At 46.2% G+C, this 21,991-nt stretch carries 18 protein-coding genes; 8 read left to right on the forward strand and 10 right to left on the reverse strand.

What is annotated here, in order from left to right; genetic code table 11:
* Positions 1 to 12: 12 nt before the first annotated feature.
* The 5 genes from D2V93_RS14440 (at position 13) to D2V93_RS14460 (ending at position 5,687) form a co-directional block, all read left to right on the forward strand.
* On the forward strand, positions 13 to 1,383 hold the full coding sequence (locus D2V93_RS14440; RefSeq protein ID WP_119619892.1) for a tetratricopeptide repeat protein: 1,371 nt from the start codon (positions 13 to 15) through the stop codon (positions 1,381 to 1,383).
* A gap of 1 nt (position 1,384) precedes the next feature.
* A complete protein-coding gene (gene lptC / locus D2V93_RS14445; RefSeq protein ID WP_119619893.1) occupies positions 1,385 to 1,990 on the forward strand; it encodes an LPS export ABC transporter periplasmic protein LptC in 606 nt (201 codons plus the stop codon).
* Complete coding sequence (locus D2V93_RS14450) at positions 1,987 to 2,190, forward strand: hypothetical protein (RefSeq protein ID WP_119619894.1); 204 nt, start codon at positions 1,987 to 1,989, stop codon at positions 2,188 to 2,190. Before lptC ends, D2V93_RS14450 begins: the two co-directional genes overlap by 4 nt.
* A gap of 2 nt (positions 2,191 to 2,192) precedes the next feature.
* A complete protein-coding gene (locus tag D2V93_RS14455; protein ID WP_072875741.1) occupies positions 2,193 to 3,482 on the forward strand; it encodes a hemolysin family protein in 1,290 nt (429 codons plus the stop codon).
* An 84-nt stretch (positions 3,483 to 3,566) separates the two neighbouring features.
* Complete coding sequence (locus D2V93_RS14460; protein WP_119619895.1) at positions 3,567 to 5,687, forward strand: peptidylprolyl isomerase; 2,121 nt, start codon at positions 3,567 to 3,569, stop codon at positions 5,685 to 5,687.
* A gap of 68 nt (positions 5,688 to 5,755) precedes the next feature.
* Here D2V93_RS14460 and D2V93_RS14465 read toward each other — a convergent pair whose 3' ends face one another.
* From D2V93_RS14465 to D2V93_RS14480, 4 genes are all read right to left on the reverse strand, one after another.
* Positions 5,756 to 6,337 (reverse strand): hypothetical protein, encoded by a 582-nt coding sequence (locus D2V93_RS14465; protein ID WP_072875736.1) that lies wholly within the window; start codon positions 6,335 to 6,337, stop codon positions 5,756 to 5,758.
* 125 nt (positions 6,338 to 6,462) lie between these two features.
* On the reverse strand, positions 6,463 to 7,191 hold the full coding sequence (gene bla, locus D2V93_RS14470) for a subclass B1 metallo-beta-lactamase (RefSeq protein ID WP_119619896.1): 729 nt from the start codon (positions 7,189 to 7,191) through the stop codon (positions 6,463 to 6,465).
* A complete protein-coding gene (locus D2V93_RS14475; RefSeq protein ID WP_119619897.1) occupies positions 7,188 to 8,099 on the reverse strand; it encodes a GYDIA family GHMP kinase in 912 nt (303 codons plus the stop codon). Before D2V93_RS14475 ends, bla begins: the two co-directional genes overlap by 4 nt.
* Positions 8,096 to 9,415, reverse strand: coding sequence for a hydroxymethylglutaryl-CoA reductase, degradative (locus D2V93_RS14480; protein ID WP_119619898.1), 1,320 nt, complete (start codon positions 9,413 to 9,415; stop codon positions 8,096 to 8,098). The genes D2V93_RS14475 and D2V93_RS14480 overlap by 4 nt, the downstream gene beginning before the upstream one ends.
* A 188-nt stretch (positions 9,416 to 9,603) precedes the next feature.
* Here D2V93_RS14480 and D2V93_RS14485 point away from each other — a divergent pair, with 188 nt between their 5' ends.
* Both D2V93_RS14485 and D2V93_RS14490 read left to right on the forward strand, forming a co-directional pair.
* The gene (locus D2V93_RS14485; RefSeq protein ID WP_119619899.1) at positions 9,604 to 11,763 is read left to right on the forward strand and encodes a S9 family peptidase; all 2,160 of its coding nucleotides are present in this window, start codon (positions 9,604 to 9,606) and stop codon (positions 11,761 to 11,763) included.
* A gap of 15 nt (positions 11,764 to 11,778) precedes the next feature.
* Entirely contained in the window at positions 11,779 to 13,341 is a 1,563-nt protein-coding gene (locus tag D2V93_RS14490) for a peptide MFS transporter (RefSeq protein WP_119619900.1), read from the forward strand.
* Here D2V93_RS14490 and D2V93_RS14495 read toward each other — a convergent pair.
* The 5 genes from D2V93_RS14495 to surE form a co-directional block, all read right to left on the reverse strand.
* Positions 13,338 to 15,344 carry a ComEC/Rec2 family competence protein gene (locus tag D2V93_RS14495; RefSeq protein ID WP_119619998.1) on the reverse strand — a complete coding sequence of 669 codons (2,007 nt, stop codon included), beginning with the start codon at positions 15,342 to 15,344 and terminating at the stop codon, positions 13,338 to 13,340. The genes D2V93_RS14490 and D2V93_RS14495 overlap by 4 nt on opposite strands.
* Before the next feature lie 17 nt (positions 15,345 to 15,361).
* Entirely contained in the window at positions 15,362 to 15,907 is a 546-nt protein-coding gene (locus D2V93_RS14500) for a C40 family peptidase (protein WP_072875723.1), read from the reverse strand.
* Between the two features lie 33 nt (positions 15,908 to 15,940).
* Positions 15,941 to 17,053 (reverse strand): lipid-A-disaccharide synthase, encoded by a 1,113-nt coding sequence (lpxB, locus tag D2V93_RS14505; protein WP_119619901.1) that lies wholly within the window; start codon positions 17,051 to 17,053, stop codon positions 15,941 to 15,943.
* Positions 17,054 to 17,145: 92 nt separating this feature from the next.
* Positions 17,146 to 17,433, reverse strand: coding sequence for a hypothetical protein (locus D2V93_RS14510; protein ID WP_072875719.1), 288 nt, complete (start codon positions 17,431 to 17,433; stop codon positions 17,146 to 17,148).
* Positions 17,423 to 18,202, reverse strand: a complete 780-nt coding sequence (gene surE / locus D2V93_RS14515) for a 5'/3'-nucleotidase SurE (RefSeq protein WP_072875717.1) — start codon at positions 18,200 to 18,202, stop codon at positions 17,423 to 17,425. The genes D2V93_RS14510 and surE overlap by 11 nt, the downstream gene beginning before the upstream one ends.
* Before the next feature lie 203 nt (positions 18,203 to 18,405).
* Here surE and D2V93_RS14520 point away from each other — a divergent pair, with 203 nt between their 5' ends.
* Positions 18,406 to 20,577 carry a carboxy terminal-processing peptidase gene (locus D2V93_RS14520; protein WP_072876803.1) on the forward strand — a complete coding sequence of 724 codons (2,172 nt, stop codon included), beginning with the start codon at positions 18,406 to 18,408 and terminating at the stop codon, positions 20,575 to 20,577.
* 106 nt (positions 20,578 to 20,683) lie between these two features.
* Here D2V93_RS14520 and D2V93_RS14525 read toward each other — a convergent pair whose 3' ends face one another.
* Positions 20,684 to 21,988 carry an alpha-L-fucosidase gene (locus D2V93_RS14525; RefSeq protein WP_119619902.1) on the reverse strand — a complete coding sequence of 435 codons (1,305 nt, stop codon included), beginning with the start codon at positions 21,986 to 21,988 and terminating at the stop codon, positions 20,684 to 20,686.
* Positions 21,989 to 21,991: the final 3 nt, after the last annotated feature.

Genomic DNA, 21,991 nt, shown 5'->3' on the forward strand with positions numbered 1-21,991 from the left:
AAAATTAGTAAGATGAAAAAGAGACACTACTTAACAATGATAACGGTCGTTATGTTGACGGGATTAAGTATGGCCCAGGCACAGAACCCCGAGTGCATGACGAATCTTTCCATTTACGCCGAACACGCAAAGGTGAAGAACTACGATGCCGCCTATGAACCATGGAAAATGGTGTATGAAAGTTGCCCCGACATCAATAGGGCCAACTTTACCTATGGGGAAAAGATTCTTGCCCATAAGATTGATAAATCTACCGGTGCGGATAAAGATGGATATGTGCAGGATTTGATGTCATTGTATGACAACAGTATCAAATATTTCCCTACCAAGTTCACCAAAGCCGGAGTGGCCATAGACAAGGCACTTTTGCTATACGACAATAAGATGGCATCCGACGAGCAAATCTTTAATATGTTGGATGCGGCCTATAAAGAGGACAGGGCCAATTTCAAGAACCCTAAGGCACTTTACCTATACTTCTCAAGTTTGGTAGACCTTCATGCAGCAGGAAAAAAAGACCTTCAAGATGTCTTTGATACCTATGATGATGTCACTGAAAAAATTGAGGAAGAAAACAAAGAGTGGACCGATATCGTTACAAAACTACTACCCAAGGATTCTTTGGGAACATTGACATCCAAGGAAAAGAGCCAGTTAAGAGTGGCCAATACCAACTCAGAGTCTTTTGGTAAGATTGCCAGCAGTATCGACGCCAAATTGGGTAACCTTGCCGATTGCGATAACCTTATTCCGCTCTATGAAAAGAGCTACGATGCAAAAAAGGGTGACGTAAACTGGGTGAAACGAGCAGTGGGAAGAATGTTCTCCAAAGACTGTACCGATGACCCTATGTTCCGAAAACTGTTCGAGGCCCAATTGGCTTTGGATCCCTCTGCCAGTGCTTACCTATATGGTGGGACTTTGAAGCAAAAGTCTGGTGATAGCAAAGGGGCCATCGAAGATTTCAACAAGGCTGTGGAATTGGAAACGGATTCGTACAAAAAATCCAACATCCTGTATAAAATTGCTACTACTGTTAGAAAGAGCAGCAAGTCTCAGGCAAGAAGCTATGCCCTTAAGGCCATCGATGCAGATCCTGCCAATGGAAAAGCATATTTGTTGATTGCCAATCTATATGCCAGTAGCGCCAATGATTGTGGAAACGATGCATTTGAGAAGAGAGCCATATACTGGAAAGCAGCCGAAATGGCCCGAAAAGCAGGAAGGGTTGACCCCGCTCTAAGCGGAACTGCCGGCCAAACTGCGGCCAGCTACGATGCAAAGGCACCTACCAAGGAAATGATCTTCAGTTCTGGCAAGGCCGGACAGACCATTACTTTCAGTTGTTGGGTTGGGGGTAGCGTTACGGTACCAAGCCTATAGTGTGAAACGAAAATCAAGAAATATTTTAAAGTGTTTTGCCACGGTATCCGCCGTGGCAATCCTTTTTATATCCTGTGGGGATGACTACGAGCGGGTTGGAGAGGAGGCAGTTAAACCCATTTTTCCACAAGGGGTGGCACAGAATTTCACACTTACCTACACTGAGACCGTTGAGGCCATGAACTCACAGGATTCGGCAAAATCAAGGGTGATAGCCGTGCTCAGTAGCCCGATTTCAGAGGATTTTGACAACCAAGCCTTTAAATTCCGTACCTTTCCCGAAGGACTCAAAGTGGATTTTTTTGACGATAAGAACCAAAAAAGTGTCATTGTGGCCGACTATGGGATAGTCTATTCACAGACCAATTTGATAGATTTGCAGGGAAATGTGGTAATTGAAAGCCACGACGGGAAAAAATTGGAAACCGATCAATTGTTTTTCGACAGGAAGAACAATTGGATCTTTACCGAAGGGGCATTCACCTATACCAACCCGGACGACGGCACCGTTATGGACGGAAAGGGAATGGATTTCAACAAGGATTTCACCTTTTTCAAAGCCCATAAGACCTTTGGCCTCATGACCATTAAAGAAGAAGACGAATGATCAATATTTTAAAGTACACCGAATACCTTTACTTGGCCGTTGCGGTCGTTTCCATCTACAAGATAGTGACGCTCTGGAGCATCGACCCCAAGGAAACCTATATTTTTATCTTCTTCGCCGTCGTGTCCATGGCCATGTTCATCTTCAGGAGAAGATATCGGAAACGCTTTGAACAACGACAAAAGGAAAACCAGAAATAGCCTTGGACACCCCGGTCATCATCATATTTCTTTCCCTATTGTTCTCGGCATTCTTTTCAGGAATGGAGATAGCTTTCATTTCCGCCAATAAGATCCATATAGAAATTGAAAAAAAGCAGGAAGGTATCTTGGCGAAGGTGCTCACTTGGCTCACGGAAAAGCCGTCCAAGTTCATAGCCACGATGCTCATTGGCAACAATATTGCCTTGGTTATCTACGGGATGTTCATGGGAGAGCTGCTCATGGGCTGGTTCCAAAGTTTGGTGCCCACGGACATTGCTTTTTTGGATGCGCTCTTGACGGATTTCAGCCTGGTCTCCCAAACGGTGATCTCAACATTGATCATCCTGTTCACTGCCGAATTTTTGCCCAAGGTGCTTTTTCAGATCTATTCCAACACCTTATTGAAGATTTTGGCCATACCCGCCTATTTTTTCTATGTGCTGTTCTCCTTCATATCATGGTTTGTCATCAAGGTTTCCGATTTCATACTCCGGGTGTTTTTCAAGACGGACGGTGATGAGGTCCAGCTCTCCTTCACCAAGTTGGAACTGGGCGATTACATTACCGAGCATATGGAGACCGTGGAAGAAGAAGATGAGGTGGATTCGGAAATACAGATATTCCAGAATGCCCTACAGTTTTCCACCGTAAAGGCACGTGAGGTAATGGTGCCGCGTACCGAGATCACTGCTGTGGAACTTAACGAAACGCCCAAAACCCTGACCAAGCTCTTCACCGAGACCGGCTATTCGAAAATTTTGGTCTATAAGGACAGTATAGACGAGATCATAGGTTATGTGCACTCCTACGAACTTTTCAAAAAGCCCAAGACCATCAAGAGCATTTTGATGCCGGTGGAATTTGTGCCGGAGACCATGATGATCCAGGATATTCTCAATGTACTGACCAAAAAGCGAAAGAGTATGGCCGTGGTTTTGGACGAATATGGCGGAACGTCCGGCATCATGACCGTGGAGGACATCATTGAGGAACTCTTCGGGGAGATAGAGGACGAGCACGATACCATTGACTTCCATGAAGAACGGGTCGAGGAAAACCTCTACAAGTTCTCTGCCCGGTTGGAGGTGGACTACATCAACGAAAACTATAAACTGGAACTGCCCGAAGGGGAGGAATACGAAACCTTGGGCGGCCTTATCGTGAACAAGACGGGACACATACCTGAGCAGGACTCCGAAGTCACCATCGACAATTTTACCTTTCAGATCCTAGAGGTGTCCAATACCAAAATAGACTTGGTGAGCGTGCGGGTCCATACTGAGGATTAATGATTTCCGTATCTTTTTGCGCTTTCCTATTTGAAAAGAAAGTGGTATTTTCGCCCACTGAATTTAAAGAAAACTAGCAGTAAAATGGCAATATTAGAGAATATTAGAAAACGGACCACCGTTCTGATCCTTATCATCGGTTTGGCGTTGTTCGCATTTGTAATATCAGGCGTCTTCAGTAGCAACGATTTTGCTGGGGGCAAAGTAGGTTCCTCGATCGCCGAGGTAAATGGGGAGGATATTTCCATTGACGATTTTAGGACCAAAGTGGAAACCGCTTCCAGGAGCTATGGCCCAAATTTTTCTTCCACACAGTTGGTGAACATGGTGTACGACCAAGAAGTGCGCAAGGCCCTTTTGAACCAACAGTTCGAGGACTTGGGCATCGATGTGGAGAGTGATCAGATCATCGAGTTTGTACGAACTTCAGGATACGCTCAGATACCAGACTTTCAGGACGAGAACGGAATCTTCAATGAAGCGGTGTTCAAAAGCGCCATTGCCGATTGGAGGGCCAACGACCCACTTCGTTACGATGCTTGGTTGCAGGATGAGAAAGCCATTATAGAGGCGGCCAAGGAGCGTATGTACTTCAACTTGATCAAAGGAGGCGTTGGTGCCACACTTTCAGAAGGAAAATTTGATTACAAATTGGCGAATGACAAAGTGGATATCCAATATGTACGTGTTCCTTATTCCTCTATTCCGGACAGTACCATAGAAGTTTCCAAGAGCGAGATTGAAAAATACATCAACAACCACAAGAAAAGGTTTGAGCAGGACAAGGCCCGTGACATCCGTTTTGTATATTTTGAAGAAAAGCCATCTGCAGAGGATGAGAGCAGTGTAAAAGAGGCCATTACCGCACTATTGGACGATACTGTGGAGTACTCTGAAGAAACCGATTCCAATGATACCATCGCCGGCTTCAGGAACACTACGGACATGATTGCGTTTTTGGACAGGAATTCTGATGCCAAGTTCGATACCATATACAAGGCGAAAAATGAACTTCCCTCAGTTGCCGCAGATACGTTGATGGCCATGGGAGTGGGAGAGATATATGGTCCCTACAAAGACGGTAATTTCTATAAAATATCCAAGGTGATGGACAAGAAGGCCAATGGAACTGTAAAGGCCAGCCATATCCTGATTGCTTGGGAAGGTGCGGAACGTGCCAACCCCGCCATTACAAGGACCAAGGAAGAGGCCGAGACCAAGGCCAAGGAGCTTTTGGCCGAGGCCAAGAAAGAGGGCACTGTGTTCACTGCTTTGGCCAGGGACAATTCAGACGGTCCTTCAGCACCACGAGGAGGTGATTTGGGGTACTTTCAAGAAGGTATAATGGCAGATGAGTTCAACGATTTTTGCTTTGGAAACCCAACCGGCACCATAGGATTGGTGGAGACCCAATTTGGGTATCATATCATCAAAGTGGATGACAAGCAGGATGTGATCCAAGTTGCCACATTGGCAAGGGAGATCGAACCTTCCGAAGAGACCATCAATACCCTGTTCACCGATGCCACCAAGTTCGAGATGGCCGCTTTGGACTCAGAAGCTGAAAATTTTGGGGACATTGCAAGGGAGAGTAATTATACCGTAAGGCCCGTGAACAAGATCAAGGAAATGGACGAAAACCTTCCAGGGCTTGGTTCCCAAAGAAGCGTTGTGCAGTGGACATTTAACAAGGACACCAAGGTAGGGGATATCAGACGTTTCAACGTGAACAATGGCTATGCCGTGGTGCAGTTGACCAAAAAATACGATAAAGGCCTTATGGCCCCTGAGGATGCTTCCGCAACAGCTTTGCCGGAAATACGAAAAGAGCTCAAGGCCGAACAGATTATCGCCGCAAACAAAGGAAAATCCATGGATGCCATTGCTTCTGATAACAACGTGACAACGAGCAATGCATCGGCACTGACCGTAAAATCTCCCACTTTGCCCGGAGCAGGTAGGGAGCCTATGGTAGTCGGTACCGCATTTGCCTTGGGCGAAGGACAGACTTCTGGATTGATCAAAGGAGAAACCGGAGTTTATATGCTCAAAGTAACTAAAAAGACAGAAGCTCCCAATGTGGAGAACTACAGTACCTATGCCAACACCTTGCGGGCCAGTACCGCCGCTAGAGTGAGCGGCTCGGTATACAATGCCCTTAAGGACAAGGCAGAGATAGAGGACAACCGCGCAACATTCTATTAGGATTTGTGGATGAAAAAAATGGAAAGCCCCTTTTTTAAAGGGGCTTTTTTTATGCCGACATGTTACAATTACCTACTCTCAGGCTCGTCCCATTTCATTTTATAGCAAATGGAAAGGATTTTTCCATCAGCATCAACGGTCACTTCGAAGCCCTGCTTGGTCCGGAAATAGGCATCCCGTAGAAAATACCACTTGCCGTTGGTAAAAAAGAATTCCCTTTTGTCCGGTTTCCAGGACGGTAAGGGATAGGTCAGGTCCAGCATGCCTTGAAAATAAGGGGCCGTTTGGTCCGTAAGTTTAAAATCTTCCCGGATGTAACTTTTGAATTTTGGAAGGTCGGTGTCCCCTTGGATCCGCTCAAAGCAACTTACTTTTTCCCCATCATCGATCACAATGAACTTATGTATATCGGAGTCCTTTTTGCCATATAGATTTTTGACCTCTTGGGTGATGTGGTATACCTTGTGCTTCAGGATTTGCGCTATGGAGTCGGCCGGGATTTCCCTATAGGTCATTTCACAACTTTCATTCATGAAGGTGTCGAGACGATGGGTCGAAGGTCCATCCTGTTGGGCAAGGGAAACGAAGGATGATAGAAAAAGGATTCCTAAAAGGGATTTGCATGCCAATGATTTATGGATTTGGGTCATATGGATCAATTGGATTGATGGAACCATCAAACATAGTATCAATAATCCAGATGATCGGCTCCCAATTGACGGATGCGGGGTTTGGGTTTACGGATGGATGAAAAACTAGAGTAAATGTTAACGAATCACTCTTTAAAAAGAGCTATGGTATAATCAAGAAGTTCACTGTCCCCGCTTTCGCCATGTCCGGGAACAACCATGGCGGTGTTGGGGTATTTCGATTTGATACGGGAAACCGTTTGGGACCATGCTGCTACGTTGGCATCCCCCAAAAACCCTTTGCTGGCCCCGATGGATTTTACCAAACAACCCCCGAACATCACATCTTCATGGGGAAAATAGGCAATGATATTGTCCTGAGTATGTCCTTCGTCCACAAAGTCGAGGACTACTTTTTTATCCCCCACATGAATTTCCATAAGATCAGTGAACCCATTTTGGGGACGTTCCCCTTCTTTTTCGGGGAGCAATGCAATGGTCCTTTGATGGGCATACGAGGCAATCCCCTTTTCATGAAAGGTTTTTAACCCACCAAGGCAATCATCGTGAAAATGGGTGGCCACAACTGTCCTTACCGAAACATGCTGTGTTTCCAGCCAATCCATAAGTTCTTTGGATACGGCATTGTCCACCGGGGTATCCATCACGATGGCTTCCCCATCATCCACTACGATCATCCCATTACAGGCCACTTTTCCGAAACTATCGGTCTCCAGATAGGAGATATGGACATAAATGTGTTCGGTGAGTTGTACAATCTCCAACGTGTCCGTCTTGAGGGCTATCTGCTTTTCCTTCTTACCACACGAAAATAGGATAAGGACAATCAATAGGGTAAATGCACGCTTTTTCATTGGAGGATCATTTTTGAATAGGGAACCATGGTTTCGTACCCTTTTGCCTTGAAGTAGTCCAAGGACGTTTCATCGCCCGTTGCCAACACAAAATCCCCGCCCCAGGCACCAAGGCTTTTGACCATCCCAAAATAATCTGGAAAAAGGAGCTCTTTCACAGGAGGTATCCCCAATACTCCGGACAATAGGGCCTCGTGTTCCTCCATCAACACCTCAAAATCAGCCAAAGTGGGGGCCAAGATGATCTTTTGGGTGATGTTGGTAATTTTACGGAGCAAAGTTTCCTTGTCAAATGCTTGTTCCCTATATGCTGCAATGGCCTTTTTACTGCTCTGTTTTTGGTTGAGGTGCACAAACAAAAGGGAATCCTTGAAAACAGGGTCAAAATCGATTTCCTTCACATCCGGAGTGCCATTTTTCAATTGGTAGGTGATGGGAGAATGGTGCTGGGCACAAGCAATGTCGTACCCGCTACCGCCAAAGGCATCCCATAGAAGTTGGTAGGCATCTACCCTTGCCCACTGGGCCAAATTGTTGATAAGCGTGGACGAAGTGCCAAGCCCCCAGGCACGTGGAAAAGTGAGATGCGTCTCCACAGAGAAACCATCGCTGTCCGTCAATAAAAGAGGGTTTTGCGCATTGGCCTCCAAGAGCAGGGTGGTCAATGTTTGGGAAGTCGCCTCATCGGAAGTGGAAAGTGTGGCCAAATTTTCCAGGTCAAATTTTGCGCTGAACCACACCCTATCTTGCTCATCAAAACTGGTCCATTCCAATATCCCGGTAGAACTGGGCATTACCTCTAGGGATTGACCATAACTCGTGGGAATGGCCAGGCCCAGGGCACCATCCAAAATGGCATATTCCCCAGAGAGCAATAGTTTTCCGTTGCTGTAAAAGGCTTTTTTCATCTCTTCGATTGGATTTTGTCCAAGGCTTCTTTGACCGAGGCATTCGTCACTGTATGGTTCTTGAAATATTCCACAAGTTGTTTTTTTTCATTTTCCGAGGCTCCCATTTGATTGAGCATGTTGAGCAAGTGCATCTTCATGTGCCCTTTTTGTATGCCCGTGGTCACCAAAGAGCGGACCGCCGCAAAATTTTGGGCCAGTCCTGCTACGGCCACGATCCGCATCAATTCCTTGGCCGATGGTTTTTGAAGGATCTCCAGGGCCAATTTGACCAACGGGTGCAAAGTGGTCAAGCCACCGACCGTGCCAAGGGCGAGGGGCACCTCTATCCAAAACTTAAAAACCCCATCTTCAATTTTGGCATGCGTCAAACTGGAATAGCGGCCCTCCTTTGCAGCATAGGCATGCACCCCGGCTTCCACGGCCCTAAAATCGTTCCCCGTTGCGAGCACCACGGCATCAATGCCGTTCATGATGCCCTTGTTGTGCGTAACGGCACGATAGGGCTCCACTTTGGCAATGTTCACGGCCCGAAGGAATTTTTGCGCAAACTCTTCAGCCGGCATGTCCTTTGTTTCCAATTGTGCAATCGGGCAACTCACTTCTGCCTTTACCAAACAATGGGGGACATAATTGGAAAGGATGCTCATGACTACCTCGATATTCTTTTCTTCTTCCGAGAAATCGGTGTGTAACTTGGCCTTTTCCTTCAGGGTTTGGGCAAATTGTTCCAAACAGGAATTGATGAAGTTGGCCCCCATGGCATCCAAGGTCTCAAAAGTACAGTGCAATTGATGGTACCCCTCTATTTTGTCGCTGAGGTCACGAAGTTCAATATGGTTGATGCCTCCGCCCCGTTTTTCCATATTCTGGGTAATGGTGGAAACACTTTGCAGCAGTTCTGGTTTCAGCGTTTCAAAAAAACGGGTCAGCTTTTTTGGGTCACCTTTATAGATAAAATGGACCTGACCCACTTTTTCTGTGCCCAAGATCTCCGTCTTGAAACCGCCCCTGTCCAACCAAAATTTGGCTGCTTTGCTCGCTGCGGCCACGACCGAACTTTCTTCAATGGCCATGGGAATGGCATAGATTTCCCCATCGATCAAAAAATTGGGGGCCACAGCAAAGGGCAGGTAGTAGTTGGAAAGCGTATTCTCTATGAATTCATCATGCAGCTTTTGCACTTGGGGATCCGTGTTCCAATAACGCTCCAGCAGTTGTTTGGAGGTCTTGGGGTCTTCCGTGCAATTTTGGGCGATCCAATCTATTTTTTCCGCTTTGGAAAGCTTCGAAAATCCTTCAACGGGAGTTTTCATATGTGTTCGGTTAAAGGAACCAAATATAAGCATACAATCTTTGATTGTGCTTGATAGGATACTTCTGCTAACTTTCCACGGTACATTATGTGTTCCAAAAACACTCGCATTGTTGCATTTGCAACAGTAAAGTTTATTATTCCGATAAATATTAGTAAACTTGGGAGTTTTTAATCAATTCTTGCTACATGAAGAAACCGTTTTTCCTGTTTCTGTCCCTTTTGGGATTTTTGACTTTATCCACAGCACAAAAAAAGAAAATAACCCTTGAGGAAATTTGGGGCGGGGCCTTTAGGACCGAATCCATGGATGTGCTCCGTTCCATGGACAATGGTACGCAATACACCATTTTGAACACCGAACGTTCGCCCCGGTCCAGCAGTCTGGACAAGTATGATTACGAGACCTTGCAAAAGGTGGAGACCATTGTCGCTTCTTCGGAAAACGTGCCCTATTTTTCATCCTACTCGTTCAGTGATGATGAATCCAAGGTGCTTTTGGCCACCGAGGTCGAATCCATTTTCAGGAGATCTACCTTGGGTATTTTTTATGTATACGATATAGCCACCAAAGATTTGGTCAAGATTTCGGATACCAAGATCCAAGAACCGACCCTTTCGCCAGATGGCAGCCAAGTAGCCTACGTGCTGGACAACAACCTGTACATCATGGACCTGAAGGCAAAGACCACCAAGCAAATAACTACCGATGGAAGCAAGGGAACCATCATCAATGGGGTCACCGATTGGGTATATGAGGAGGAATTCGGATTTGTACGTGCCTTTGAGTGGAACAGCAATGGAACCAAAATAGCCTTCCTGCGGTTCGATGAGACCGAAGTGCCCCATTTTTCCATGGATGTGTATGGTAAGGAGCTTTACCCCTATCAGCACGAGTTCAAATACCCTAAAGCGGGCGAAAACAATTCCCTGGTCACGCTACACATGTACGATGTGGCCTCTGGTAAGATTTCCAATGTGGATTTGGACAATGCCTATTACATCCCAAGGATAAAATGGATGAACAACCCGGACCATTTGAGCGTGCAGACCTTGAACCGGCACCAAAACGATTTGAAGATGTTCGATGTTAAGGCAACTGATAGTTCTGTTTCTCTTCTGTTAGAGGAAAAGGATGATGCTTATGTAGATATTGATGACGACCTCACCTTTTTGGCCGATGACAGTTTTATCTGGACCAGCGAGGCCGATGGATATAACCATCTTTATCTCTACGGAAGGGATGGAAAATTGAAAAACCAGATTACACAAGGCCCATGGGAAGTGACCCGATATTATGGATACGACAAAAAGAACAATAGGATTTTTTATCAGTCGGTGGAGAATGGTTCCATCAATCGCGATGTGTACAGCATTTCCACGAACGGAAAGAAAAAGAAACGTCTTTCCACCAAAGAGGGAACCAATTCCGCTGCTTTCAGTGCAGACTATACTTACTACATCAATACCTTTTCCAATGCCGTTACGCCCTACGAGTTCACTTTGCACAGGGCATCCGATGGCAAATTGGTAAAAGCGATAAAGGACAATTCAGCTTTGTTGGCCCAATTGGAGGGTTATGAAACTTCACCAAAGGAATTTTCCACCATCAACATCAATGGCCATGACCTGAACATGTGGATGATGAAGCCCGCCGATTTTGATCCCAATAAGGAATACCCGCTTTTTATGTTCCAATACAGCGGCCCGGGTTCCCAATCCGTTTCCAACAGTTGGATCAGCACCAACGATTACTGGCACCAACTTCTCGCTTCCGAGGGTTACATTGTGGCCTGTGTGGACGGTAGGGGCACCGGACTGAAGGGACGTGATTTCAAGAAATTGACCCAAAAGGAATTGGGCAAATACGAAGTGGAAGACCAGATTGCCGCAGCCAAGAAGTTGAGCGAGCTTCCCTATATCGATGAGAACAGAACTGGCATTTGGGGATGGAGCTACGGCGGTTTTATGTCCACCAACTGTATTTTGAAGGGCAACGATGTTTTTGAGATGGCCATTGCCGTGGCGCCCGTGACCTCTTGGCGATTTTACGACTCCATTTACACCGAAAGATACATGCAGACACCGCAGGAAAATCCTAGTGGGTATGATGATAATTCCCCTTTCAACTATCCAGAATTGTTGAAAGGAAAATATTTATTGGTACATGGTTCGGGTGATGACAATGTACATGTACAGAACAGCATGCGCATGATCGAGGCCCTCGTACAGGCCAACAAACCTTTTGATTGGGCCATTTATCCCGATAAGAACCACGGAATCTATGGAGGCAATACCAGATTGCACTTCTTCAACAAACTGACCAACTTCGTCAAGGAAAATCTATAATCAAAAACTAATAGTATGTCAGCAATAACCAAACCAGCCCATAAGAGAGAGTTATTTGGCCATCCCGTAGGATTGTATGTGCTCTTCTTCACCGAAATGTGGGAACGATTCTCCTACTACGGAATGCGCGCCCTTCTTACCTTGTACATGACCGCCCAAACTTTGGACGGCGACCCACAAAGTGGATTGGGATGGACAACCACGGAAGCCTTGGCACTCTATGGATGGTACACGATGCTGGTCTATGTGATGAGCATACCAGGAGGTTTTTTGGCCGATAGGTATCTGGGACAGAAAAAAGCGGTGACCATTGGGGCCGTTCTCCTCACTATCGGGCATGGGGTTTTGGCAATAGACGCTTTATGGGCCTATTATACAGGTTTGGGCTTTGTGATCCTCGGTGTCGGGATGTTGAAACCCAACATTTCAACCATGGTGGGTGGGCTGTACAAACAAAACGATATCAGACGTGACAAAGGCTTTAGTATATTCTATGTGGGGATAAACCTAGGGTCGTTTCTTGCCTCCATCACGGTGGGTATTGTCGCGGCGGTCTATGGCTGGCACTATGGTTTTGGACTTGCAGGAATAGGAATGTTCGTGGGGCTGTTGGTGTACCTGTACGGACAACGATTTTTGGTCCATGTGGGCAACGAACCCACCATGGAAGAAAAGGCATCTGACATAAGTTTGGGGCAATTGTTTCTGCAATTGTTTAAGTCCCCCCTACAATTGGGCATTGTGGCCATTTTATTGGCCTATTCCATTTATGCCGGCTTTACCTATGAGGGACCGGACAATTGGGGCTATGGCATACTCTATATCTTTTTGTCACTCATTACTGGGATGATGATGATGATCTATAAAAATTTGAATGGCAAAGTAGAAAAGGACAGGTATGTGGTGTTGCTCATTTCTCTTTTGATGGTCATCGTTTTTTGGGGAAGCTTCGAGCAGATGGGAGGACTGATGAACCTATATGCCCAAGAGAAAACAAATAGGATGTTTTTGGGATGGGAGGTTCCGGCTGCATTGTTCCAGGCCGCAAATGCAGGGTTTATCATTCTTTTTGCCGTATTGGTGGCCAACTTTTGGGCAAAGCGAAAACTTAAGGGCAAGGAGGCCAACTCCTTGTTCAAAATGGCCGTCGGTGTCATTATCATGGGCGTAGGGTTCATTTATATGGTCTTTGCATCGTTGCAGTATGAAAGCTCAGGTTCTTCCGCAATGTATTGGTTGGTATTGACCTATCTCTTCCATACCATTGGAGAGCTGTGTCTGTCACCTGTCTCTTTATCGTTCTTTACCAAATTGGCACCAGCGAGGTACATGGCCTTGATGATGGGGGTCTATTGGGCCGCGACCGGCCTAGGCAACAAAGTGGCCGGGATAGTCGGGGAAAGTTCGGTACAGGCAGGTGAGCTGAAAGTTTTTGGTGGACTTTTTGTTTTTGCAGTGCTTTTTGGAACATTGGTGCTACTGCTTATGAAACCTTTGAAACGATTGACACATGGTGCGGAAGACAAAGAAACAATAGTCACCGTTGAAGATGAAGTAGAGACCATAGAAAGGGCTTAATCTTCCTCCATATCGAAAACATAAAATCCCTTTTCACCCGTGTAGTGGAAGGGGATTTCTTTTTGGGCACAGGTCCTTTGCCATTGGTGGACCATGTTCCTATAATTGCTGCCGTCGGCCAGGATCATCTTGGGACCGATGGAATCCAACAAACGCCCCAGGTTGATTTTTGGCGATTGGGTGAGCAGGACATAATCAGGCTGTTTTTCCAAAGGAAATAGACCAAGGCTGTCTATAATGTAGAGCTTTTTTTGATCAATCATATAGCTCTTCTTCAATGGTGACAGGCTTATGTTTTGGATGCGTTCCGCAACAGCATAATCTTGGGCCACACTACCTAGATTGGTAGTGTCAGATGACAAGATTATAAGATTCCTGCCGGTTTGGTGAAGCAAGACCGTGTTTTGGGACTTGTGGGCAAGGACCAATGTTTCTTTTTGGTACAATTGTGTCTCGTTCCAAATGTTCCACGCTTGAAAGACCATGATTCCGCCAAAGAATACCAAGCCCATTTTCCATTTGGGTCTGGACAGAAAAGTGACCAAGGCTATCGCAATGAAATAGCCCAGCACCAGTTGCACAGCATCGAACGGAATGTCCTTGATAATAAAACTTTCTTGGCGTGCCACCCACCCCACAATCGAATTCATCATCCGGATGGTCCAGTTGAATCCATCGACCAAAAAAGCGGGGAGCAGATCGGCCAATGCCAATGCAATGACCAAAATCCCGAGGCCCAAGATCAATCCCAAAAAAGGAATGATGAGCAGATTGGAAACAAAGAAAAGTGCGGGAAACTGGTGAAAATGGAACAGACTGATGGGTAGCACCCCCAACTGGGCCGCAACGCTCACCGAAAGTAACTGCCATGCTTTTTGAATGACAATATTTTCGGGAAACCAGAACCGTTGCAGTTTTGGATAGATCCAGACAATGGCGAGAACCGCCGCGTAGCTCATCTGGAACCCCACTTGGAACAGGAACAATGGTTTCACCAGCAATATGGACAACATGGAAAGTGCAATGATGTTGAACGAGTTGGTGGGACGGTTGAGGGACATAGAGTAGGCCAAAAAGGAAAACATGGTCACCGCACGTACAATGGAAGGGGACAGCCCTGCAACAAAGGCATAGGTCCAAAGCAACAAGACAATCAAGACCAGTTTCAAGGTTTTGCCTTTGGGCAAACGTTCCAATGGAGTCAAAAGAAATTGCAGCAACAGCAGCAAAATGCCCACGTGGAGCCCGGAAACTGCCAAAATATGTACCGCACCTGCATTTTTGTAGTTTTCATACGTGCTTTCGGAAATATCGTCCCGTCGGCCCAACAAGAGGGCTTGGATCACCGCGAGCTCATCGTCCCCGAAATTTTCCTTCTTCAATTTTGAAATGATATGCTCCCTGAATCCTTGGGCCCTGCCCAAAAGCGTCGGGGATGGATTTTTTTTAATGACAATGGATTCACGGTCGGACCTGATCTGATGATGGATTCCTTGTTTTTTCAGGTAATCCTTGTAATTGAACTGATGTGGGTTCAATGGCGGTTGGATGGTCTCAGGTCTCGAAAGCACAAACACTTCATCATCGACCATGAGCTTGGTCCTTGACGAATCTGAAGGAAGCACCAAGAGTATGCTCCCCTGTTTTTTGTTGTCCCCCACGGAATTCACCTGGGCAATATAGCGCTGGGTATATGGATTGGGCTTGAGCACTTCCCTCACCTTTAGGTGCCACAAGTTTTCTTTGGCCAGCTCTTGGCCGGAATAATGGCGAGGCATACCATTCGATGTTGCCATTCCAACAACGAAGATGCCCAGACACAATGAAGTTGCCATGGTCGCCAGCTCAAAATACGGGACCCCTTCCCTAGGTTGTCTTTTGCCTGTCCAAAAAAGGACGGGCAGCAAGAGGACCAAACAGGCCAAGGGCACGAGCGGTGCGACATCGGCATAAAAACCGATCACAATGCCCAAAATGACCCACAGCGTGAGTTTAATGGACACAAAATTGAGTTGTTGCACTATAGGATGCGCATCGCCTTCACAAAAGCGTGGTTCCAATATCCTTCCCGTAACGAGGATACCAGAACGCCCCGCGAGGTAGTGGCATGGATGAACTGGATGTCATCGCCGTCCACTTCCACCACTAGGCCCACGTGGTTGATGCGTTTTCCTGTTTTTGAGGTCTGAAAATAGAGCAAATCGCCCTTTTGCACGTCTTCCACCCTTATTTTTTGGCCTTCCAGGGCCATCTGATGGGAAGCTCGCGGAAAAGGGATGTCGTTTTCCCTTAAGGAAACATACACCAAACCAGAGCAGTCCATGCCCTTATTGGTGGTGCCCCCATACTTGTACCGGGTTCCTGAAAAAGTCATCGCAGTGGAGATAATGGCCTCGGCCTTATCATTTTTCCGTTCTTCCTTTTTAGGCTTCGGTAAGGGGATGGTGTCTTTCGTGGACCCCTCTACCGTAATGGTTCGGGTCTTGCTGTAGGTTCGTTTCTTCTTACCGGGACCACAGGCCGCAACGGTAAAAATCAGTAGTAAGATTATGGTTTTTCGTAACATCCAAGAATAGATTTACTTTCTTGGATGATAAAACTAAGCATTTTCGACGATTAATCGGGCCGCCAATTCACTGGCCCCCTCTCCACCCAATTTTTCCTTTAGCAGTTGGTAATCGGACAGGATGCGCTCACGTTCTGGTCCTTCAACAATCTTGGAGAGTTCTTTTTTGAGATTTTTTGTTGTCAATTCGCTTTGGATCAATTCCTTGACAACTTCCCTGTCCATGATGAGGTTGACGAGGGAGATGTAGTCCAAAGTGATGATACGCTTCGCAATCTGGTAGGAGATCCAGTTGCCTTTGTAGCAAACGACTTGGGGAATGCCAAAAAGAGCGGTCTCCAAGGTTGCCGTTCCGCTCGTGACCAATGCGGCATGGGAGTGTTTGAGCAAAGTGTAGGTCTTGTTGGAAACATAGTTCACGGTGTCCCCTTTTAGGAATGGAGCATAAAAATCATCTGGAAGGCTCGGTGCCCCTGCAATGACAAATTGATGGTCGGGAAAATCCTTTTTGACCGAGAGCATCACGTCCAACATCTTCTGCACTTCCTGTTTTCTACTGCCGGGAAGCAGAGCGATAATGGGTTTCTCGGGGTCCAGACCGTTTTCCTTTCTAAAGGTTTCATCGGACTGGAGCGGGGTGTTCGCTATGGCATCAATCAAGGGATGGCCCACAAAATGAACGGGATAGTTGTGTTTTTTCTCATAAAAATCCTTTTCAAAGGGAAGGATCACATACATGGCATCGATGTCCCGTTTGATTTTTTTGATCCGACCCTCCCTTGAGGCCCATATCTGGGGTGAAATGTAATAGTTGGTCTTGAACCCATTTTCCTTGGCCCATTTGGCTATCCGAAGATTGAACCCTGAAAAGTCAATGAAAATAACGACATCGGGATTGAACTTCTGGATATCCTGCTTGCAGTAGGCAATGTTTTTAAAGATGGTGGGAATGTTCTTGATGACCTCCAAAAAACCCATGAAGGCCATATCCTTGTAGTGCTTGGCCAGTTCGCCACCGGCCTTTTGCATTAGATCACCGCCCCAGCAACGGATTTCGGCCGATGGGTCTTCCTTCTTCAAGGCCTTGATGAGGTTGGACCCATGAAGGTCCCCAGATGCTTCGCCGGCTATGATGTAATATTTCATTTGTAAGTGTCAAATTCAAACATCAAGTTCAAAAGTAAATTCAGGTAAGTCCTATTATCGTTGAACTTGTTCTTGTACTTGTTTTTTAGGCTTTATGCCATTACTTTATATATCAAAATTACCAAAGCCGTAACCAAGGTGGCCAGCATCACCCCTCTTGCCCTAAAGTCCCTTTTGATCCGAAGAAAGCCAAAAAAGGCAATCAGGTTCAGGATGGCCCCCAGTGCCAACAAACTGCCAATATGTCCTTGGGCCACTGCCGCATTGAACGTGTCCACTATGCCCAGATCTGAAAACATCAAAATGTAGAGCAGTGTACCAAAGGTATTTGCGATGATGCCCACGATAAAACCGATTAAAATCTCTTTATTATTGCTCATTTAAGTTCCAGTTGTTTATTTGTGGTATGGCATGATGTGCCGTTAGGTCAAATTGTGTGGGGACAATCGAAATATAGCCCTGGGACAAGGCCCATTCGTCCGTATCCTCCCCTTTGTCCAATAGTTCAAATTCGCCGGTAAGCCAATAATAGTCCTTTCCCGATGGGCTTTTGCGCTTGTCAAACTGCTCTTTCCAATTGCCCCTGGCCTGTCTGCAGATCTTTATGCCCTTGGGGGGCTTTTCGGTCTTGGGGATGTTCACATTGAGCACGGTTCCCTTGGGAATCCCATTGGTCAGCGCTTCCGAAACGATTTTTTTGATGGCACCTAGCGATGGTTCAAAATCAGCTTCCCAAGAATAGTCGCAGAGCGAGAAACCAATGGCGGGAATCCCCTCGATCCCTGCTTCGATGGCAGCGCTCATGGTACCCGAATAAATGACGTTTATGGATGAATTGGAACCATGGTTGATGCCACTTACGCAGATGTCGGGTGTTCGGTCCAAAATGACACGAAGGGCCAATTTTACACAATCAGCGGGGGTCCCGCTGCAACTGTATTCAATGGGAGCGCCTTCCTTGTGGTCCACCACCACTTTTTTGGAAAAAAGGGTGCTGTCCACCGAGATGGCATGCCCCATACCCGATTGTGGGCTGTCTGGGGCCACCACGACCACATCGCCAAGCTCCTTCATGGTGCGTATCAATGCCCTGAGTCCTGGGGCGGTTATCCCATCATCATTGGTGACCAGTATGAGCGGTTTTTCCATTGCGTATAATTATTGGCATAAAAATACGTTTTTCAAAAGGATATGAAGCCTTGGGCGTTTAACAAAAAATTAAAAGGGGCATACAGAACTGGCACGGTTTTTTCTGTATCTTAGGGAATTCATACAAGTAGAAACGACGGATGACGCAATGAAGATTTGACGGTATGATGTCAGACAATTTCGCTCCCGAAAAAACCATATTTATGAAAAAGAACTTCATCTTGGCACTTTTGGTAATTCTTGTGGCTGTGGCCTCATGTAGTTTTACCAACAAGTCTTTTGAAAATGATGACAAGGACAAGTTGTTGTTGGAACTGATCACCTACGTATTGGAAAAGGGCCATTACGAGCCCAAGGATTTGAACGACGATTTCAGTTCCAATGTATTCGATGATTTCATCGACATCATGGACCCCACAAAAAGATACTTTCTCGAAAGTGATGTAAGGGAATTTGAAAAGTACCGCTTCATGATCGATGATGAGATCAAGAACACGGACATCACTTTTTTTAATGTGGTGTACCAACGTTTGATGGTCCGTATGGAGGAAGCCAAAGAAATTTACAAAGAGGTACTTTCCGAACCTTTTGACTACACCGCAGATGAAACCATCAACATAGATTATGCTGACCAAGAATTTGCTTCCAACAAAAAGGAACTTAGGGAACGTTGGAGAAAACAGCTCAAGTACAATACTTTGACCGTTTTTCAGGACAAGATAGAGAACAGGATATCCGATGCGGCTGATAATGTGGACGCGGGAAGCGATTTTTCTTTGACTTTCAACGATATCCCTGGAACTGTTGACAAGGCCCTTACCGAAGAAGAGGCCAGGGAGGTGACCAAGACCACCTTGGACGAGTATTTCGATTTTGTTGACGATTTGGAAAGAAAGGATTGGTTTGTACAGTACCTTAATACCATAGTCGAGGAATTTGATCCCCACACTTTCTACTTTGCGCCAGACGAAAAGGAAAAATTCGACATTGGCATGTCAGGAAAGTTTGAGGGAATCGGGGCCAGATTGCAGAAAAAGCCCGAAGGGGCCAAAATTGTCGAAATCATATCTGGAGGACCAGTTTGGAGGGACCAGACCCTTGAAGTGGGTGATGAAATATTGAAAGTTGGACAAGAAGGTGAAGAACCCATCAACATAGTGGGAATGCGCCTTGACGATGCTATAAAGTTGATCAAGGGCCCAAAAGGCTCAGTGGTGGACCTGACCGTTAGAAGAGTGGATGGGACCATCGAGACCGTTTCCATCACGAGGGACGTTGTGGAACTTGAGGAATCTTATGCAAAGTCCGCCACAATAGAGAGTGGTGACATGAGGTATGGCCTCATCAACCTTCCCAAATTCTATGTGGATTTTGAGGATTATACAGAACGCAATGCAGCCACTGATGTGGCCATGGAGGTAGAGCGTTTGAAAGAGGCAGGTGCCGAAGGCATCATTTTGGACTTAAGGGACAACGGCGGCGGCTCCTTGAAGACCGTAGTGGAAATGGCAGGTCTGTTCATCAAGGATGGCCCAATAGTACAGGTTCGCTCCTCAGGGCAGCGTAAGGAGATCCACGAGGACAAGGATGAGCGTATCCAATGGGATGGACCATTGGTAATACTGGTGAACGAACTGTCGGCATCCGCATCGGAAATTTTGGCAGCGGCCATGCAGGATTACAAAAGAGCGGTCGTTATCGGCAGCAAGCAGACTTTTGGCAAGGGAACCGTACAAAATGTGATTCCCCTGGACAATATAGTGCGCAGCAATGAGCATGGAGACCTTGGGGCCATTAAGTTGACCACACAAAAATTCTATAGGATCAATGGAGGCTCCACCCAGTTGGAAGGGGTCAAGAGTGATATCGTTGTTCCAGACAGGTACAGTTACATCGACCTTGGGGAAAGGGACCAACAAAATCCCTTGGGTTGGGACAAGATCACACCGGCCGATTATGAGGTTTGGGACGGTTATATCGATTTTGAGACCGCTGTGGAGAACAGTAAAAAGAGGATGGCCAATAATGCACAGATCAAATTGATAGAGGAGAACGCAAAATGGATCAAAGAACAACAAGATGAAAATGTGATTCCTTTGAGCTATGATGCCTATGTGAAAAAAGCCGATGATGCCAAAAAGCGATCTGACAAGTTCAAGAGCTTAAGGGATTACGATTCCAAACTGTCTTTCGGTTCACTCAAATATGAAACTGAACTCTTCGTACAGGATTCTGTCCTTCGGGAGAAAAGGGACAGATGGCACAAGGAACTGGCCAAGGACATTTATGTGGAAGAGGCTGTCAATGTGTTGAAGGACCTTCATATGAACAACATTAAAAATGGGGAAAGAAAACTGGCCAGCGTAAAAGGATGATCAGTTTATCAAAAAATGGAAAAGGCCGACCCTAAAGGGTCGGCCTTTTTGTTTTACCCATTCAATTAGTACACCAACTCTAGGCTGTGGTTTTGGTAGCAGTCGGTTATTCAATCCCAATTTCAAGAATGTAATCGGTTCGATTTTCCCAATTTTCGGGCAAGGCGACCAATAGGCCATATTTGGTGACATCAAAAGAGAGGTCCATTTTGGTTTCAAACTCCCGGATATACTTTATTTGTTTGTCCAATTCAGGAATGAGGAAAGCATTTGACCGCCAATCAAGAATATGGACAAAGACCGTGTTGTCCCTTTGTGTACTGACGCCCCATGACTGAGGTGCAATAGGGCCGCCCCTGGTTCCAAAAATGGATTCCCCGTACTTGGAAGTCCATTGGCCGACCACGTTCAAGGTATCTATGAACTCCTGTTGGATCTTGCCATTGGGCATGGGACCCACATTGAGGAGAAAATTGCTGTTGTGACCCGCAGCTTTCACCAAATAATGGATCAATTCCTTGGAAGATTTATAGGCCTTGTCCTGAAGGGAAAAGCCCCATCTATGTGCCATGGTCTCAGCGGTCTCCAGTGGCAACTGGCCTATCTTGGCCTCTGCGCTGAATCCACCTTTGTTTTCACCAGGGAGGTCTTTTTCAAACATTTGGAAATCCTCACCTTCTTTTGGAGCTTGGTGGTGATTGCCACCGATCAATGCCTGGGGTTGGATCTTGTGGATCAGGTCATAGGTTTTTCTCAATTGCCAATCCGCATCTTTTTTATCCCACCAACCATCGAACCAAATTCCCGTTACATCACCATAGTTGGTCAGCAGCTCGGTAAGTTGGCCGTTCATAAAGTCAATATAGCTGTCCCAATTTCCTGTGTCCGGCCTTCCAGCGGCTTTTCCAGTTTGTCCTCTGGGGAAATAGTCATTGTGGTGCCAGTCCAGTTGCGAGTAGTAGAAAAATAGCTTGATGCCGTGTTTTTTACAGGCCTTGGCCAATGCCCCGATCACATCCTTTTGGTAAACCGTCCTGTCCATGATGTCCCAGTCGGTGAGTTGACTATCAAATAGGGCAAACCCATCATGGTGCTTGGTGGTAACGGTGATGTATTTCATCCCCGTGGCCTTGGCCAGCAGAACCCACTCTTCGGCATTGAATTCTGTGGGATTGAAGAACGAGGCCACCTTTTCATACGTTTTCTTGTCAATGGATTGGGTTTCCATGACCCATTCATGCACTCCGAGCACCGAGTAGATCCCCCAGTGGATGAACATTCCAAACTTGGCATCCTGAAACCACTCCCTATTTTCCAGATTTTCCGCAGAAGGTTGGTATGTTTGTGCATTGGTTTTACCATTGGACATGAGAAAAAGGAGCAAGATGGAAATGAGCGGAAGATGTTTCATGGT

Source organism: Flagellimonas taeanensis (assembly GCF_003584105.1).
GTDB classification, from domain to species: Bacteria; Bacteroidota; Bacteroidia; order Flavobacteriales; family Flavobacteriaceae; genus Flagellimonas; species Flagellimonas taeanensis.

Bases quoted from the DNA above. Each gene is read 5' to 3' on its own strand.
- D2V93_RS14465 (WP_072875736.1), bottom strand. From the start codon at position 6,337: ATGACCCAAATCCATAAATCATTGGCATGCAAATCCCTTTTAGGAATC.
- D2V93_RS14520 (WP_072876803.1), top strand. From the start codon at position 18,406: ATGAAAAAGAACTTCATCTTGGCACTTTTGGTAATTCTTGTGGCTGTG.
- D2V93_RS14500 (WP_072875723.1), bottom strand. From the start codon at position 15,907: ATGTTACGAAAAACCATAATCTTACTACTGATTTTTACCGTTGCGGCC.
- D2V93_RS14525 (WP_119619902.1), bottom strand. From the start codon at position 21,988: ATGAAACATCTTCCGCTCATTTCCATCTTGCTCCTTTTTCTCATGTCC.
- D2V93_RS14510 (WP_072875719.1), bottom strand. From the start codon at position 17,433: ATGAGCAATAATAAAGAGATTTTAATCGGTTTTATCGTGGGCATCATC.
- D2V93_RS14475 (WP_119619897.1), bottom strand. From the start codon at position 8,099: ATGAAAAAAGCCTTTTACAGCAACGGAAAACTATTGCTCTCTGGGGAA.
- D2V93_RS14490 (WP_119619900.1), top strand. From the start codon at position 11,779: ATGTCAGCAATAACCAAACCAGCCCATAAGAGAGAGTTATTTGGCCAT.
- surE (WP_072875717.1), bottom strand. From the start codon at position 18,202: ATGGAAAAACCGCTCATACTGGTCACCAATGATGATGGGATAACCGCC.
- D2V93_RS14485 (WP_119619899.1), top strand. From the start codon at position 9,604: ATGAAGAAACCGTTTTTCCTGTTTCTGTCCCTTTTGGGATTTTTGACT.
- bla (WP_119619896.1), bottom strand. From the start codon at position 7,191: ATGAAAAAGCGTGCATTTACCCTATTGATTGTCCTTATCCTATTTTCG.
- D2V93_RS14440 (WP_119619892.1), top strand. From the start codon at position 13: ATGAAAAAGAGACACTACTTAACAATGATAACGGTCGTTATGTTGACG.
- D2V93_RS14450 (WP_119619894.1), top strand. From the start codon at position 1,987: ATGATCAATATTTTAAAGTACACCGAATACCTTTACTTGGCCGTTGCG.
- D2V93_RS14460 (WP_119619895.1), top strand. From the start codon at position 3,567: ATGGCAATATTAGAGAATATTAGAAAACGGACCACCGTTCTGATCCTT.
- lpxB (WP_119619901.1), bottom strand. From the start codon at position 17,053: ATGAAATATTACATCATAGCCGGCGAAGCATCTGGGGACCTTCATGGG.
- D2V93_RS14480 (WP_119619898.1), bottom strand. From the start codon at position 9,415: ATGAAAACTCCCGTTGAAGGATTTTCGAAGCTTTCCAAAGCGGAAAAA.